The 14734-nt window shown below is 59.9% G+C and carries 15 protein-coding genes; 9 read left to right on the top strand and 6 right to left on the bottom strand.

What is annotated here, in order from left to right:
* Nucleotides 1-6: 6 nt before the first annotated feature.
* The 3 genes from HMPREF2975_RS06810 to HMPREF2975_RS06800 are packed head-to-tail and all read right to left on the bottom strand — an operon-like array spanning nucleotide 7 to nucleotide 2734.
* Nucleotides 7-597 carry a thymidine kinase gene (locus tag HMPREF2975_RS06810; RefSeq protein WP_058236617.1) on the bottom strand — a complete coding sequence of 197 codons (591 nt, stop codon included), beginning with the start codon at nucleotides 595-597 and terminating at the stop codon, nucleotides 7-9.
* Between the two features lie 57 nt (nucleotides 598-654).
* On the bottom strand, nucleotides 655-2211 hold the full coding sequence (locus tag HMPREF2975_RS06805) for a DNA polymerase Y family protein (RefSeq protein WP_070726639.1): 1557 nt from the start codon (nucleotides 2209-2211) through the stop codon (nucleotides 655-657).
* A 1-nt stretch (nucleotide 2212) separates the two neighbouring features.
* Complete coding sequence (locus HMPREF2975_RS06800) at nucleotides 2213-2734, bottom strand: hypothetical protein (RefSeq protein WP_070726636.1); 522 nt, start codon at nucleotides 2732-2734, stop codon at nucleotides 2213-2215.
* Nucleotides 2735-2864: 130 nt separating this feature from the next.
* On the opposite strand from HMPREF2975_RS06800, the gene HMPREF2975_RS06795 reads away from it, so the two are divergent.
* Both HMPREF2975_RS06795 and HMPREF2975_RS06790 read left to right on the top strand, forming a co-directional pair.
* Nucleotides 2865-3404 carry a YbhB/YbcL family Raf kinase inhibitor-like protein gene (locus tag HMPREF2975_RS06795; protein WP_070726773.1) on the top strand — a complete coding sequence of 180 codons (540 nt, stop codon included), beginning with the start codon at nucleotides 2865-2867 and terminating at the stop codon, nucleotides 3402-3404.
* A gap of 56 nt (nucleotides 3405-3460) precedes the next feature.
* Nucleotides 3461-3922, top strand: coding sequence for a tRNA (cytidine(34)-2'-O)-methyltransferase (locus tag HMPREF2975_RS06790; protein ID WP_070726634.1), 462 nt, complete (start codon nucleotides 3461-3463; stop codon nucleotides 3920-3922).
* On the opposite strand, the gene HMPREF2975_RS06785 is transcribed toward HMPREF2975_RS06790, so the two are convergent.
* Nucleotides 3919-4404, bottom strand: coding sequence for a hypothetical protein (locus HMPREF2975_RS06785; protein ID WP_070726632.1), 486 nt, complete (start codon nucleotides 4402-4404; stop codon nucleotides 3919-3921). The two genes, HMPREF2975_RS06790 and HMPREF2975_RS06785, sit on opposite strands and share 4 nt — an antisense overlap.
* A 216-nt stretch (nucleotides 4405-4620) precedes the next feature.
* On the opposite strand from HMPREF2975_RS06785, the gene lpdA reads away from it, so the two are divergent.
* The gene (gene lpdA, locus HMPREF2975_RS06780) at nucleotides 4621-5997 is read left to right on the top strand and encodes a dihydrolipoyl dehydrogenase (RefSeq protein ID WP_070726630.1); all 1377 of its coding nucleotides are present in this window, start codon (nucleotides 4621-4623) and stop codon (nucleotides 5995-5997) included.
* 24 nt (nucleotides 5998-6021) lie between these two features.
* Nucleotides 6022-7857: a 2-oxoglutarate dehydrogenase, E2 component, dihydrolipoamide succinyltransferase gene (gene sucB / locus HMPREF2975_RS06775; protein ID WP_070726627.1), complete on the top strand. Its 1836-nt coding sequence runs from the start codon at nucleotides 6022-6024 to the stop codon at nucleotides 7855-7857.
* Here the strand turns inward: sucB and HMPREF2975_RS06770 are convergent.
* The gene (locus tag HMPREF2975_RS06770; protein ID WP_070726626.1) at nucleotides 7854-9029 is read right to left on the bottom strand and encodes a protein kinase domain-containing protein; all 1176 of its coding nucleotides are present in this window, start codon (nucleotides 9027-9029) and stop codon (nucleotides 7854-7856) included. The two genes, sucB and HMPREF2975_RS06770, sit on opposite strands and share 4 nt — an antisense overlap.
* Before the next feature lie 92 nt (nucleotides 9030-9121).
* Here HMPREF2975_RS06770 and HMPREF2975_RS06765 point away from each other — a divergent pair, with 92 nt between their 5' ends.
* The 5 genes from HMPREF2975_RS06765 (at nucleotide 9122) to HMPREF2975_RS06745 (ending at nucleotide 14039) form a co-directional block, all read left to right on the top strand.
* Nucleotides 9122-10432 carry an MFS transporter gene (locus HMPREF2975_RS06765; RefSeq protein ID WP_227469307.1) on the top strand — a complete coding sequence of 437 codons (1311 nt, stop codon included), beginning with the start codon at nucleotides 9122-9124 and terminating at the stop codon, nucleotides 10430-10432.
* A gap of 7 nt (nucleotides 10433-10439) precedes the next feature.
* Entirely contained in the window at nucleotides 10440-11138 is a 699-nt protein-coding gene (locus HMPREF2975_RS06760) for a DUF4191 domain-containing protein (protein ID WP_058236609.1), read from the top strand.
* Nucleotides 11139-11283: 145 nt separating this feature from the next.
* A complete protein-coding gene (locus HMPREF2975_RS06755) occupies nucleotides 11284-12258 on the top strand; it encodes an ABC transporter substrate-binding protein (protein ID WP_058236608.1) in 975 nt (324 codons plus the stop codon).
* A gap of 30 nt (nucleotides 12259-12288) precedes the next feature.
* Nucleotides 12289-13254 (top strand): amino acid ABC transporter permease, encoded by a 966-nt coding sequence (locus tag HMPREF2975_RS06750; protein WP_227469306.1) that lies wholly within the window; start codon nucleotides 12289-12291, stop codon nucleotides 13252-13254.
* Nucleotides 13251-14039 (top strand): amino acid ABC transporter ATP-binding protein, encoded by a 789-nt coding sequence (locus HMPREF2975_RS06745; protein WP_058236607.1) that lies wholly within the window; start codon nucleotides 13251-13253, stop codon nucleotides 14037-14039. The genes HMPREF2975_RS06750 and HMPREF2975_RS06745 overlap by 4 nt, the downstream gene beginning before the upstream one ends.
* On the opposite strand, the gene HMPREF2975_RS06740 is transcribed toward HMPREF2975_RS06745, so the two are convergent.
* Entirely contained in the window at nucleotides 14036-14713 is a 678-nt protein-coding gene (locus tag HMPREF2975_RS06740) for a histidine phosphatase family protein (protein ID WP_070726624.1), read from the bottom strand. The two genes, HMPREF2975_RS06745 and HMPREF2975_RS06740, sit on opposite strands and share 4 nt — an antisense overlap.
* Nucleotides 14714-14734 lie beyond the last annotated feature (21 nt).

Raw genomic sequence — 14734 nt, 5'->3', positions numbered from 1 at the left:
AGATGCTCAGTCTCCCAGCTTCCCGCCTGATTCACGCAGGTAGCAGCGTGCGCACAGTGATTCATATCCTGAGTCGACACCGTCGATCGCGACCTGTCCGCCGTCAAAGATGAAGGAGCCATTGACGATGCGGCCGTTGAAGACTGCTTTCTTTCCGCATCGGCAAATCGTTTTGAGTTCTTCGAGGCTGTGCGAGATTTCCAGGAGGCGGCGAGCACCAGGAAATGCGTTGGTCCGGAAATCGGTGCGAATGCCGTAAGCCAAGACGGGGATGCCATCCATGACGGCTACCCGCAGGAAATCGTCAACCTGACGTGGGGTGAGAAATTGCGCTTCGTCCACCAGAATGGCGGAGGTGGAAGCCATGCGGCCGGTTGCCTCGAGCGCTTCAAAGACGTCATCGGTGGAGTCCAGAAGGACATCAACGGTGCGCGTTACTCCCAGACGGGACACCACCGTGTCGTTGCCGCGCACGTCGACGCGCGGTTTGATCACCAGGACATGCTGGCCACGTTCTTCGTAGTTGTAGGCAACCTGAAGCAGTGCGGTTGATTTGCCTGAGTTCATCGCTCCGTATCGGAAGTACAGTTTCGCCACAGCTTCCCTTTCCTCGTCGACCGTGTCCTCCTGAGCCTGATGGTACCCGAGCTCGTTTTATTCAAAGAAACCTTCGATCCACCATCTGCCTGACTGAAAGCTCAGCAGGACGTCGCTTCCGTCCCGACTTACAATGACATAGACACGTGCCGAACGTTCTGTTGTCTGTTCCTCCCACCAGCGCCCTTGGACAACCCAGATGCCCTGCACCTGCACGATGGAGATCTGTTCCCTGGCGCGCACGATATGTGTGGGCGGTGCGCTGAGGTATCCGCGTTCAGTCACCACGACAGGAGTCAGCCCGGCGCGCACCTCAACCTGCTCGGGTTTGTCCAGCATCACTGTGGGCGCGCGCAGCAGAGCGCCGTCCCATTCTCCTTCGCTCCTGACGGGCTCTTGTCCCGGGCTTCCCCACGGGGAAGAGTACACACGCGACCGTGGATCGAATCCTCCCTGCATACATACCGCGCGCACTCCCTCGGTGCCGACCACTGACTGCACCCGCAAAGCGGCCCGTTCAGCGCGTCGACTGCTCTCCGGCCCTGCCCACAGCTGGTCCGGCATTACTGTGTCGTACAGGTCGCAGGCCACCACCTGCATCGTGCTCAACCCACCGGCATCGCCATCGTCCTGTGGAAGCAGGCGGTCAAGCCAGCCGCGTAATTGCCAGCGCAGACGATCAACAACTTCACTGGGGTCCAGGCAGTTCACCCCACACCATGTGCGCTCACAGTCCTGTCCTGTTGTCGTCGCGACGCGGATACTCAGCGCGTGCGCGTTGACACCCTGGCTCCACAGTTTCTGCCGCAGATTTTCCGCCACTGCTCGAAGCTGCAAGGCAACCATGTCAAGACTGGTCACTGGGTCATCGAATGTGCGTTCCACGTTCACCGCTGAGGTGGTGCGTGCACGCGGCGCAATAAACAGGTCACCCCCGCTGGCCAGGCTCCACAGGTCCTCCCCTGAGCGCCCGAATCGTGACAGCAGCGCCTTCTTGCCGACACGCAGCACATCAGCGCACGTTGTCACCCCCAGGTCCTCAAGCACCTCGATCGCATGATGTGCGTCCTGTGTGCGTTGACACGGTACGATGCGTGGAATATGCGCCAGCGGTATTTCACTCACATACTGTTCGGCACAGGTGGCGGGAACGATCTCATCAGAGCGGGCGGCCCATATTGCTGTCAGTATCCCCGTCGCAATCCCCACGTGGCATTCGACCCCGCATTCCTCGACGATCGTTTCAGTCAGTTTTTGTGCGAGTTTTTCTTCCGATCCAACCCACCGCGCCGGGCCTGCAGCAGGCGCCCACGCCAGTCCTGGCCGCAGGCACGTCACATGTGCGGCCACCCGGTCGCATGCATCGAGCACATGTTCGAATGCGGCATTTTGCTCAAGCGGATCATCTGGGTAGATCAGTGCGTCGGGGCACAGATACTGCGCAGTCGTCAAGAGCATCGACGTGCGCACACCTGCGCGGCGCGCAGCCAGTGTCGCAGCCTGCACGCGACCATTTGACGCAATAATGGCTCGCCCTCCTGGCGGCGTGTTAACTGCAAGTGACTGGGTAGGCCAGTCGGGAACCCACACCACCACGCGTCTGCTGGCCGCCATCTCAGACCGCCTGCTTCGTTGGAGCCACCAGACTTGCAGCCAGCGGACGCGAAAGACCGATCCACGGGTAGGCAGTGACGATCCGTATCCCGCGTGTGCGCGCTCTGCCTGCCAGTTGGCGCTGTTCGCGCACGGTCAGTTCGACCCGCCCCACTGCGACGACATCCACGCCGTCGATCAGGGTACTCAGGATCTGGGCAGCACAGCGATCCGGGTGCGGCACATCGATGACGCGTTCGAGTTCAAGTCCCATGTTCGATGCCGCTTCCCACCCCATATTCGCCACGCCGACAAATGCGCACCACGCTCCGTGCGGTGCCAGGTCAATAACGGCGCGGATCAGGTGAGCCGCAGAGGGCTCAACGTGAAAAATACAGCCCACCGGAGCCTCGGCGTCGTGAGCACGTGAGTTCAGATGGCGTTGGATGTCATACTCGTCGCGATGACGCACGCCAGTTTCTTCTTCCGCCTGAGCAAGCGCTGCGCGTGCGCGCTCCAGTCGTTCGCGTGCACTCAGTGCCATTCCCCCTCCTTTCGAACATATGTTCGACATCATAGGACACTCCCCCGGCATCTGGAGCTCATCCGCCAGTCGCCCTCGAAAATCACGCACAGCACGACTATGGTGGATATCACAAACGAAAGGAGCAATGGTGAACCTCAACGATCGCCCAACAGCCCCCGATCCCTACGATCTCCTGCCTGTTGACGCTACTTTTCCCGTGACTTCCAACGACATTGTTGACAACCAGACTCTTCCCGCCATCCACAGCGCCGAGGGAGGAAACGTCTCACCCCATCTGGCGTGGAGCGGCTTCCCCGAGCAGACCCGCTCATTCGTCGTCACATGTTTCGATCCGGACGCCCCCACACCGTCAGGTTGGTGGCACTGGATAATCGTGGACATTCCTGCCACGCAGACCGAACTTCCACAAGGTGCCGGATCCTCCGACCTTGACCTTGACGGCGCCGCTTTCCATATTCGCGCAGACCACGGCGACCATTCGTACTACGGAGCCGCCCCGCCGCCTGGAGATCGCCCGCACCGCTACATTTTTGCCGTTCACGCACTGGACGTCGAAACCCTCGAGGTGGACGAGGACGCCTCGGCCGCCCAGGTTGCCTTCGCAACCATGTTCCACACGATTGCACGAGGGAGACTGACGGCAACCTTTGCCACGCCTCAGGAGTAAAAGATCACGACGCGCCATGTCGCTGTCAGCGCCCGACAGGGGGCAAGATTGAACACGTGCTACATGTGATCTTTTATGAACCGCGCATCCCGGGCAATACGGGAGCCGCCATCCGGCTTTCCGCATGCACCGGATCGATGCTGCATCTGGTTGAGCCACTGTGCTTCGACATGGATGACGCGAAACTGCGTCGCGCCGGCCTGGATTATCACGACTTGGCGCACGTGAAGGTTCACCCCAACCTCGACGATGCACTGGCCGACATTCCCGGAAAGATCTGGGCATTTACCGGACACACGACCACGATGTACACCGATGTGTCCTACAGCGACGGCGACGGGTTGATGTTTGGCCCCGAACCGACCGGTCTGCCTGAGGACGTGATGGATGATCCGCGTGTGACGTCGCGGGTCCGTATCCACATGTGCGAGGGGATCCGGTCACTCAACCTGGCGAACTCGGCTGCTATCGGCCTGTATGAGGCCTGGCGTCAGATCGGATTCCCGCACTCGTGCTAACTGCGGCGCCTCGGCTGGCGTTCGATCTGTTCGGCAAGTTCCACGATACGACGCGGATTTGACCACCACAGCCACACCAGTCCGACGACTGCCAGCAGCAGCGGCAGATAATAGTATTCCGCGCCGAAACGACTCCACGGGGATCGCTCGGATGTGGGCTCGTTGATTCCCCAGAACGACAGTCCGACGATCAGTGGGCCGACCGTCTGAGTGATGACACTGGCCCATCCGACCATGCGCATGCGGCGCCCGTTATGAGTCAACGCCGCTGCTGCAACGAGGTACAGCAGTGAGGCGACCAGGGCGAGCACATAGGGCCCCAGCGGTTCCTCGCCCCGACTTGTCAGGCTACGAATCGACACGACCGTTGTCCATGCACCGAAAAGCCAGTACGCGGCAGGAACAAGGCGGCCCAAGCCCCATGACGGGCCGCGATCATCTGCCACGCTTTCTGCTGGCTGTGGTGCCGGCGTAACACCCATGGACAGTGTCTCCTTTCAGCAACGGCGGTACTGTCGCATATGACATAGTACGGCCCAGAAGCGACAAAACGGCCGTTCTTGGCGCGATGGCGCCAGATATGGGATGGCGCACCAAAAGTTCCCACGTACAAGTCAGAAAAAAACCGCTGCAAGTGGGACAATAGACCCAGTTGGTCCATGACGGTCCACACGAGTCCAACTTTGAGGAGTGAATAAGTGAGCGAGCCCGATTACGACATCGTCATCTTAGGAGCAGGATCCGGCGGATATGCCGCTGCCTTACGAGGCGCCCAATTAGGACTGAGAGTTGCACTGATCGAGGGAGACAAAGTCGGGGGCACATGCCTGCACCGCGGCTGCATTCCAACGAAAGCCTATTTGCATGCCGCTGAGATCGTCGACACGGTCAAGGAATCCGAGCACTTCGGTGTGAAGTCCTCCTTCGAAGGCGTGGACATGCCACAGCTGATGAAGTACCGAGACTCTGTCATCAAGAAGCTTTACAAGGGCCTGCAGGGGCTGATTTCCCAGCGAAAGATCGACGTGATCGAGGGATGGGGCCGTCTGACCTCCCCCACCACGATTGACGTTGACGGTCGCACCGTGACGGGAAAGAACATCGTGCTTGCGACGGGGTCATACTCGCGCTCAATCCCCGGTCTCGAGATCGGTGGCCGTATTATCGCCTCTGAGCAGGCGCTGCAGATGGAATGGGTGCCCAAATCCGTGGTCGTCCTGGGCGGCGGTGTGATCGGCCTGGAGTTTGCCTCCGTGTGGTGTTCACTGGGTGCTCAGGTCACGATCATCGAGGCACTGCCGCACCTGGCCAATAACGAAGATGAAGCGGTCTCAAAGCAGCTGGAGCGCCAGTTCCGCAAGCGCGGCATCAAGTTCCACACGAATACGCGTTTTGCCGGTGCCACGCAGGATGATTCCGGCGTTCACGTCACGACCGAAAACGGTAAGGAAATTGACGCCGACATTCTGCTGGTCGCAGTCGGACGCGGTCCTGTTACCAACGACTTGGGTTACGAAGAGGCCGGCATCACGATGGATCGTGGTTTCGTAATTACCGACGAGCGTCTGCGCACCGGCGTGGGCAACGTCTACGCTGTGGGCGACATCGTCCCCGGATTGCAGCTGGCTCACCGTGGCTTCCTGCAGGGAATTTTTGTCGCCGAGGAGATCGCGGGGCTCAATCCTCAGGTCATCGATGAGACAGGAATTCCGCGCGTCACCTTCTGTGAACCGGAGATCGCCTCTGTTGGTCTGACTGAAAAGCAGGCTCGTGAAAAGTACGGTGATGATGCCGTTCACACAGTCGAATACAACTTGGCTGGCAATGGCAAATCAAATATCTTGAATACCAGTGGTTTCGTCAAGCTGATCAACGTCCAGGATGGCCCGATCGTCGGGTTCCATGCTGTGGGTGACCGTATGGGTGAACAGATCGGTGAAGGCGAACTTATGGTGAATTGGGAAGCGTATCCGGAGGATCTGGCCGCGCTGATTCACACTCACCCCACCCAAAACGAAGCAATTGGTGAAGCAGCTCTGGCCCTTGCCGGCAAACCTCTTCACTCCCACAACTGAGTCACGCATAAAGGAGATTGAACGATGGCGACAGCAGTGAAGATGCCCGCTCTGGGCGAGTCCGTCACTGAAGGAACAGTGACAACGTGGCTCAAGCAGGTGGGCGACAAGATTGAAGCTGACGAACCGATTGTGGAAGTGTCCACCGATAAGGTCGACTCTGAAGTTCCCTCCCCCGCCAGCGGCGTTCTGCTCAAGATCCTGGTTGAAGAAGACGAAACCGTCGAGGTCGGAACCGAGATCGCCCTGATTGGCGAGGAAGGTGAAGAGGCTTCAGCGGACGAGGCAGGCGACGAGGGCGACCAGAGCGCCGATGAATCACAGGAAGCTGCCTCCGAGGAATCTGAACCAGAGCCGGAAGCCGAATCCAGGCAGGCCCCTGCCTCGAGCGGCGGTAACACCACCGAGGTCACCATGCCCGCCTTGGGCGAATCAGTCACTGAAGGCACGGTGACAACCTGGCTCAAGCAGGTCGGTGACGAGGTCGAAGCAGATGAGCCGCTTCTGGAAGTGTCCACTGACAAGGTCGACTCTGAAGTTCCCTCCCCCGCATCCGGTTACCTGGTGGAAATCCGGGTGGAAGAAGACGAAACGGTGGAGGTCGGCACCGTGGTGGCCGTGATCTCCGATCAGGCCGGCGGCGCAGCATCTGACCAGTCGGCGGAAAAGAAGACGGCAGATGCTGTCGCACCCGATGAGCCGTCGGAAGATACATCGGCTCCATCCCCATCGGCCGAGCCGCCCGCACCTCGTCAGGCGCCTCCGGCACCCCCTGCGCCACCCGCACCGCCTGCACCCCCGGCTCCTCCGATGCCGCATCAGCCAGGCGATTCGGATAAGAAGGAATTCGAGACGCCTGAAACGCTGGCGCCGAAAGCTACCGAGTCCGGCACGAAGGTTGCGAACCAGCCTGAACAGTCGGTTGCTTCTGGTCAGTACGTCACACCGATCGTGCGCAAGCTGGCACGTGAGGCCAGCATCGACCTGTCCACCGTGACTGGCACGGGTGTTGGTGGCCGTATTCGCCGCGAAGACGTCGAAAAAGCCATTGAGTCCTCCTCGTCGAAGGCAGCGCCGGCCGCATCTGGTGGGGCTCCTGCACCGCAGTCATCCGATGAGCCGATCGTCTTCGAGCCGTCTGAACTTCGTGGAAAGACTGAGAAGATGACGCGTCTGCGCCAGACGATCGCAAAGCGCATGATCGAGTCTTTGCAGACAGCTGCTCAGCTGACCACAGTGGTCGAAGTGGATGTCACCCGTATTGCTGCCCTGCGCGCAGCCTCCAAGGCTCCGTTCCAGGAAAAGCACAATACGAAGCTGACGTTCCTGCCTTTCTTCGTCAAGGCCGCTACCGAAGCCCTCGTTGCGCACCCGAAGATCAACGCAACGATCGACGACAAGAAGGTGACGTACCACGATCACGAGCACATCGGCATTGCCGTGGACACCGAGCGCGGGCTGCTGGTTCCGGTCATCAAGGATGCAGGAAGCAAGTCACTTCCTGAAATTGCAGCCTCGATCAATGACCTGGCCAAGCGCACACGCGATGGCAGCGCAGGTGTCGATGACCTGAGCGGATCCACCTTCACGATTACCAACACGGGATCGGGTGGAGCACTCTTCGACACTCCGGTTCTCAACATGCCGGAAACCGCAATTCTGGGCGTCGGAACGATCGTGAAACGCCCTGTGGTTGTCAAGGACGCGATGGGCAATGATTCAATCAGCATCCGCTCGATGGTGTACCTGGCCCTGTCGTACGATCACCGTTTGGTCGACGGCGGCGACGCGGCCCGCTACCTGATGGACGTCAAGCGTCGTCTGGAGCAGGGAGCATTCCAGGCAGATCTGGGTCTCTAGAAATCCTCACCAGGCGGGGGTGCGCTCGAGTTACTCGGCGCATCCCCGCTTGCTATGTCGTGAACACTCAGCGGATGTCCGCCCAGTGTCAGTTCCACGTTGTGTTCAGGCTGGGTGCCGACGCTGCGACACAGTCCAGCCTCGCAGCGCTGGTGGCTGGCCTGCTGAATGCGGGTGCTGACCGTCACCATCTGCCCGTCGCAGCGAACCGTCACATCGCCCACAACGGCTGTCGACAGATTCTTCAATTCCACACCGTCTGCGACCAGATTCTCTATCAGTGCCTGGTCCGACTCCAGCAACACACCACTGGTTGCATACGTCAGCCCGTCAACATCGCGATTCATCAATGCGCTGTCACGTGAACGCAGCACATCGGTGATGACGTCACGAGCTTCATCACTGCTCGGGCACGCTGATACCGCGCCCGATTCGGAGACGCTCTGTTCAGCATCGCTGCGCACTGCATGCCCGATCACCCATGCGCCGACTCCGAACGCCATACACGCTGCAAAACCGACTTTTGCGTGAGAAGACCGAGGTCGCTTATGCCGTGCCGGCGCGTTCTCATGCTGTGTGAGCTCCGTGTTCGCCGCGCGACGCAGCACCTCCCCTAATTCGTCGCCCACACTGCCGGGGCCGCTGAGTTTGCGTTCAATACGCGCAACGCTGTCCCAGTCGCCCTCGACTGTGCCCTCACCATCGGACCATCCTTCAGTGCCGATGATGCCTTCGGGACCATCGATAATGTCAATGAGGACCGCCTGATAGTCGGGGCGCACCACGATATTGGATGGAGACAGGTCGCCGTGCACGATGCCGTGCTCGTGGAGCGCCTCCACACCGCGCCGGATGGACGCGCTGATGCGCTCGCGCACCTGCCTGCGACGAAGTGAGGGAGTCCCGATCAGCGTGTCGAGTGTGCGACCGGTGACGTACTCCATCACAACGGCACACCGTCCATCGTCATGGCGCGCCACGTCGTGGAGCCGTACCACGTTGTCACAGTCAATCTGCGCCCAGGCGCGCCACCGTGACTCCAGGCGCTGCGCATCGTCAGCTGACCGCAGTGCCAGCAGGCCTGCGTTCTCATCGCGAGTCAGTGTGTGCCACATGGGGCCGGCATGGCTCATCGAGGCCAATGACCGCAACTCGTAGGAATTGATATCCATGCCCCTACTGTGACGGGCCTTCCCCTATGACACAATACGCAATCGCAATCTGTGGATGGCGCATGGATACACGCTAGAATGACACCGCTGCCGTGGCGCAGCAAGCCCTCCTGCTCTTGCCTGGCAAGACCCTTGAGGGCACGCCTATGTTGGGACATGCTCTCGTGCAGACATCACCATTTCGCGCTCTGGCGCATTATCGTATTCTGCCCGCTCTGGTTGGGTGGCCCGAGCTCATCATCGCGTTTGTGGCTCGCGCACCTTACGCCATGGTTCCGTTGGGGACGATGACGGCAATCACCGCCTCTACTGGATCCGTCGCAACCGGCGGACTGGCGACCGGTGTGGTCTCTCTGTCAACAGCCATCGCTTCGCCGCTGATCGGACGCTGGGCTGACCTTGGCGGACAACGACCGGTACTGCTCACGCTGCTCCCCCTCAACGCGCTCTCCCTAACTGGACTATGCGCTGTAGCGCTGACTGCTCACAGTGGCCCAGGTTTGTGGCTAGCTGCCTTGTGCGTGGGCCTGACTGCCGTTCCGATTGGCTCATTTACGCGTGCACGCTGGGTGGCGCGCACTACCTCCCCCCATCATCTGGCCGCAGCCTTTTCCTATGAGTCCACCGCTGATGAATTCGTCTTCGTCCTCGGCCCAGCCCTCGTTGGCATCGCCGCGTCCGCCGCAGCACCTGCCGCGCCATTGGCACTGGCCGTCCTCCTCGTGCTGTGCGCCGGGATTCCTTTCGCTATTCGCACGCCCGCTTCCCTGCCGAACGAGGACGACGCTGATCGCACGCAAACCCCGCCGGTGTCGATCGCCTCGGTGCTGCGCGTTGTCCTTCCGGCGATCCTCATCATGGCCTGTATCGGTACGATATTTGGCTCCGTTCAGGCCGGCACCACCCAACGAGCAGCAATGGCCGGAATGCAGACGCAGGCCGGTTTGATTTACGCGGTCATGGGTATCGGGTCAGCCGCAATGGCCCTGATGGTTGTCTTGATTCCCGAATCCGTGCGACTGTCGTGGCGCGTCATCATCGGCGGGGTCGGAATTGCGGCAGCGATGGGGGCAACAGCTGGGGCCTCGAGCATTATCCTGACTGCTCTCATGCTGCTCATTGCCGGACTCTTCGTGGGGCCCACAATGGTGACGGCCTTTTCATTGTCGGAACGCCTGGCTCCCCCACAAGGTGTTTCAGTGGCGATGACGTCGATGCAGTCTTCGGTCACAATCGGCGTGTCCTGTGGATCAGCCGCGGGTGGCATGATGGCGTCTTCGTCCGGTGCGCCGTGGGCGTATGCGATCGCAGTGTGCGCCGGACTTGTTATCGCACTCACGGGTGAGATTTTGCGTCGCGCAGGAAGCCGTGGTCCCGCACGGCTCCAATCACAGGTAGGATAGGACCATTATGGCAAAGGAAAACGCACCCCAAGAAAAGAAGCGTCGGTGGTATCAGAACTTCGCTGACGCTTATAAGATCACTGCGCGCTCATATCCGTGGATCGGATGGGTGATGATCGGTGGTTCCATCGTTCTCATCGCTCTTGGCATCCTCCTCGGATTCCTCACCAACTCATGGTTCATGTGGATCCTGACGGGAGTCATGTTGGCACTGCTGCTGTGCATGGGTCTGCTCGCTGCACTTGTGCGCCGCGCAATGTATCAGCAGATCGACGGCACGATCGGATCCGTGTATGCGGTTATCAGTCAGATCAAGCGCGGGTGGATTGTCAGCGAAGAGCCTGTTGCAGCGAATCGCCATCAGGATCTGGTGTGGCGCCTTGTCGGCAGGCCCGGTGTGGTTTTCATTTCCGAGGGACCCTCCTCGCGTGTGCGCCCGATGTTGAATCAGGAGCGTCGCAACACGCAACGTGTCGCCCAGAACGTTCCGATTCACCTGATTGAGGTGGGCCATGGTGATGGACAGATCACCCTCGGGCAGCTTGACCGTCGTATCCGGAAGCTCAAGAAGACGCTGACTCGTGAGGAAGTTCCTGCGATCTCTCAGCGGTTGACAGCGTTGGAGAACAAGACGCACCAACGCGTTCCTCGCAGCATTGATCCCATGAAGGCGCGCCCGTCGCGTCGTGCCCTGCGTGGCCACTGACCATGTCTGAGCGGCGATGCCGCCGCGCCGGTCGCTTCACATATTGAGACGGCGACGCATCACTATACTTTTATGCGCATACTCGTATATGTTGGTCGACGTGGAGAAATAGTTCCTTCGCGTTGCTCGCATATTGGAGGAAATCATGCGTAAGTTTACTGTCGTCACTGCAATTGCTGCCCTGACCGCCTGTGGCCTGGCCGCGTGCTCTGATCCCGATGACGTCCCTGCCGATCAGTCGAATGCCGGCGCATCATCCGGAGCACAATCAGCGACCTCATCTGCCGACAATCCAATGGCGTCCACGGGGATCACCCCCTTCGATACCAGCCAGATTCCAGTCCAAGATGATATCGCTGCCCTCGTTCCACAGGAAATCAAGGATCGTGACGTCCTGCGAAATGGTGCCTCCACGGACTACGCGCCGGCGGAATTCCGCGGTGACGATGGTCAGACCCCCGTTGGCTACGAAGTTGACCTGGTGCGCGGCCTCGCACAGGTGCTGGGTCTGTCGGAAGGCACCACCACGCACGCCGAGTTCCCCACGATCATTCCGGCACTGGGCACCAAGTTTGACATCGGCATGTCGGCGTTCACGATTACTCCAGAACGTGAGAAAGAAACCAACTTCGTTCAGTTCATCGAGGTTGGTTCCGCATACGCCGTATCGACAGGCAACCCGAAGAACTTCGACCCCGCTGACCCCTGTGGCGCCACCCTCGGCGTTCAGAACGGCACGTTCCAGCACGAGTACGCCAACGAGCTGTCCGCAAAGTGTGAAGCCGACGGCAAACCCGCCATTCAGGTCATGCCGATGGATCTGCAGACTGACGTCGCCACGAAGGTTGTGGGTGGACAGTACGACGCAACCCTGGCAGATTCCACAGTGATCAGTTACACGGTCAAGCTCACCCAGGGACAGCTCGAACAGGTTGGAGACGTCATCGAAGCAGCCCCACAGGGCGTTGCGGTTTCCAAGTCTGATCAGGCTCTGACAGATGCCCTTGCCAAGGCCATGCAGTACCTGATGGACAGCGGATACCTAGAGAAAATCCTCGCGCCCTACGGCGCGGACTCCTCCGCCCTCGACACGGCCACTGTCAACCCGCCGGTTGAGTGACCTGTCGGTTAACCAGAGAAAGAGTGACCAGTGCCGAAGCAAGACATTCGTGACGGCGTTGAGATTATTCACGCCAAACCCGTGCCACGTATCGGTCGGCTCGTGTCGGCTGCGATTGTCGCCGTGCTTGTCGCCATGGCGATCAACACGCTGCTGACCAACCCGAACTTCCGGTGGGACGTTGTGTGGCAATGGCTGTTCTCACGCACCATTGTCAGCGGCGTGATGTACACGATCCTCCTGACGATCGTCGCCATGATCCTCGGCACGGTCCTCGCGGTGACGATGGCAATTATGCGTCAGTCGCCCAACCCGATCCTGCGGTGGGTCGCCACGTTCTACATCTGGTTCTTCCGCGGCACACCAATCTACACGCAACTCATCTTCTGGTCTCTGCTTCCAACCCTCTACCCTCAGCTCTCACTTGGTATTCCCTTTGGCCCCGAGTTCGTCACCTTCGACACCGCTCAGGTTTTCACGCCGTTTTGGATGGCGTTCATTGGCCTGGGACTCAACGAGGGTGCCTACCTGGCTGAAATTATCCGCGCAGGTCTGCTGTCCGTTGATAAGGGACAGGAAGAAGCAGCGACCGCGCTCGGTATGCATCGCGGTCTGATCCTGCGTCGCATTATCCTGCCGCAGGCAATGCGCGTGATTGTCCCGCCGATCGGGAATGAGACGATCTCGATGCTCAAGACCACCTCTCTGGTTGCCGCCATTCCGTTCACCCTGGAATTGACGTTCGTGGCGCGCACCAAGGGGCAAGCGCTGTTCGTGCCGATCCCCCTGCTGATCGCGGCCGCACTGTGGTATCTGGCGATCACCTCGCTGTTGATGGTCATTCAGTACTTCATTGAGCAGCACTATGGGCGTGGCTTTACCTCTGACCGCCCGGAAGGCACGACCGGCACTTCCTCGCACAAGACGGGACGCCAGAGCGCCATCAATTCCTCTCACACCACGAAAAACGATCCATTTATCGAGGTCACACCATGAGCTCTTCACTTGCCCCGATGGTCTCCGTGCAGGCAGTTCACAAGTTCTTCGGTGATCTTCATGTATTACGCGGCATCGACCTGACGGTACGCAGCGGCGAGGTGTGCGTGATCCTGGGGCCGTCCGGTTCAGGAAAATCAACCCTCCTGCGCTGCATTAACCAGTTGGAACGTATCAGCGCAGGCAGGATTTATGTTGAAGGCGACCTGATTGGGTACCGCGAAACCACTGACTCATCTGGTCAGCCTGTTCTGCATGACCTGCCCGACAAGGTCATCGCTCAGCAACGCTCTCGCATTGGCATGGTGTTTCAGCGTTTCAACCTGTTCCCCCATATGACCGCCCTCGAAAATGTGATGGAAGCACCTGTGCACGTCAAGGGCGTCAAGGAAAAAGAGGCGCAGAAAACGGCGCTGTCGCTGCTGGATCGTGTCGGTCTGGCTGACCGTGCTCAGCACTATCCTTCGCAGCTGTCCGGTGGCCAGCAGCAGCGTGTTGCCATTGCACGCGCACTTGCCATGGACCCGGAGCTGTTGTTGTTCGATGAGCCGACGTCAGCCCTCGACCCTGAGTTGGTTGACGAAGTGCTCGGCGTGATGAAAGATCTGGCCCGCTCCGGCATGACGATGGTGGCTGTCACGCACGAGGTTGGGTTTGCGCGCGAAGTGGCCGACCAGGTCGTGTTCATGGATGAGGGTGTGATTGTGGAGGCGGGGAAGCCTTCCGACGTCATCGAGCATCCCACGCGCGAACGCACCAAGGCGTTCTTCTCGAAGGTTCTCTAAGCACTCAGTTCTGATCGCACCAGTGGAATCTCGCCGTCGGGCACGGGCCATTGGTCGATCGGACGGTCGTTCCATGTGCGCGCAACCCACTGGCCGCCTTCACGATCGAGCACCGTGGTGCCGGTGTTGCGCATCGGATTGGTTACCGTCATGCGCGCATCCGCATTCGAGGCAAGCACGGGTGTGATTGTGCGCAAAATAGCGCCATGCGCGACAAGTGCGACGACTCCGTCCTTGTGCTCCTCGGCCCACTGTTCAATTTCTCCGATGACGGGACGCACCCGTGCCAGCACTTCATGCCCGTTTTGCGCACCCGGCATTCTGGCATCCAGATTGCCCTGAGCCCAGTGGACGATGGTGCGCACGTACGTCATTTCCGAGGCGCGGTCCACCGCCATTTCACCGTCGCCTGTCTCGATTTCACGGATGCCGGGTCGAATCCACACGTGTGGGTTGAAGCGGGCGATCAGCGGTGCTGCTGTTTGCCGCGTTCGGATCAAAGGTGAGACGACCACCAGGCCTAGTGCCGGTGCAATATCGTTTTCCCACCGCGCTGCCAGCGATTCGGCCTGTTTACGTCCTCGCTTGTCGAGGGGTGCGCCGGGGCGGCCCGTATCCAGTGCGTGTGATCGATTGGCGGCGGTTTGTCCGTGCCGGACAAGAACAAGTTTCATTTCCTACTTCCTCAAGATGCC

The organism is Actinomyces sp. HMSC065F12 (assembly GCF_001814535.1).
GTDB lineage: Bacteria > Actinomycetota > Actinomycetes > Actinomycetales > Actinomycetaceae > Pauljensenia > Pauljensenia radingae_A.
Note: the sequence above shows the minus strand (reverse complement) of the source record. Positions and strands in the feature narration are given on the sequence as shown.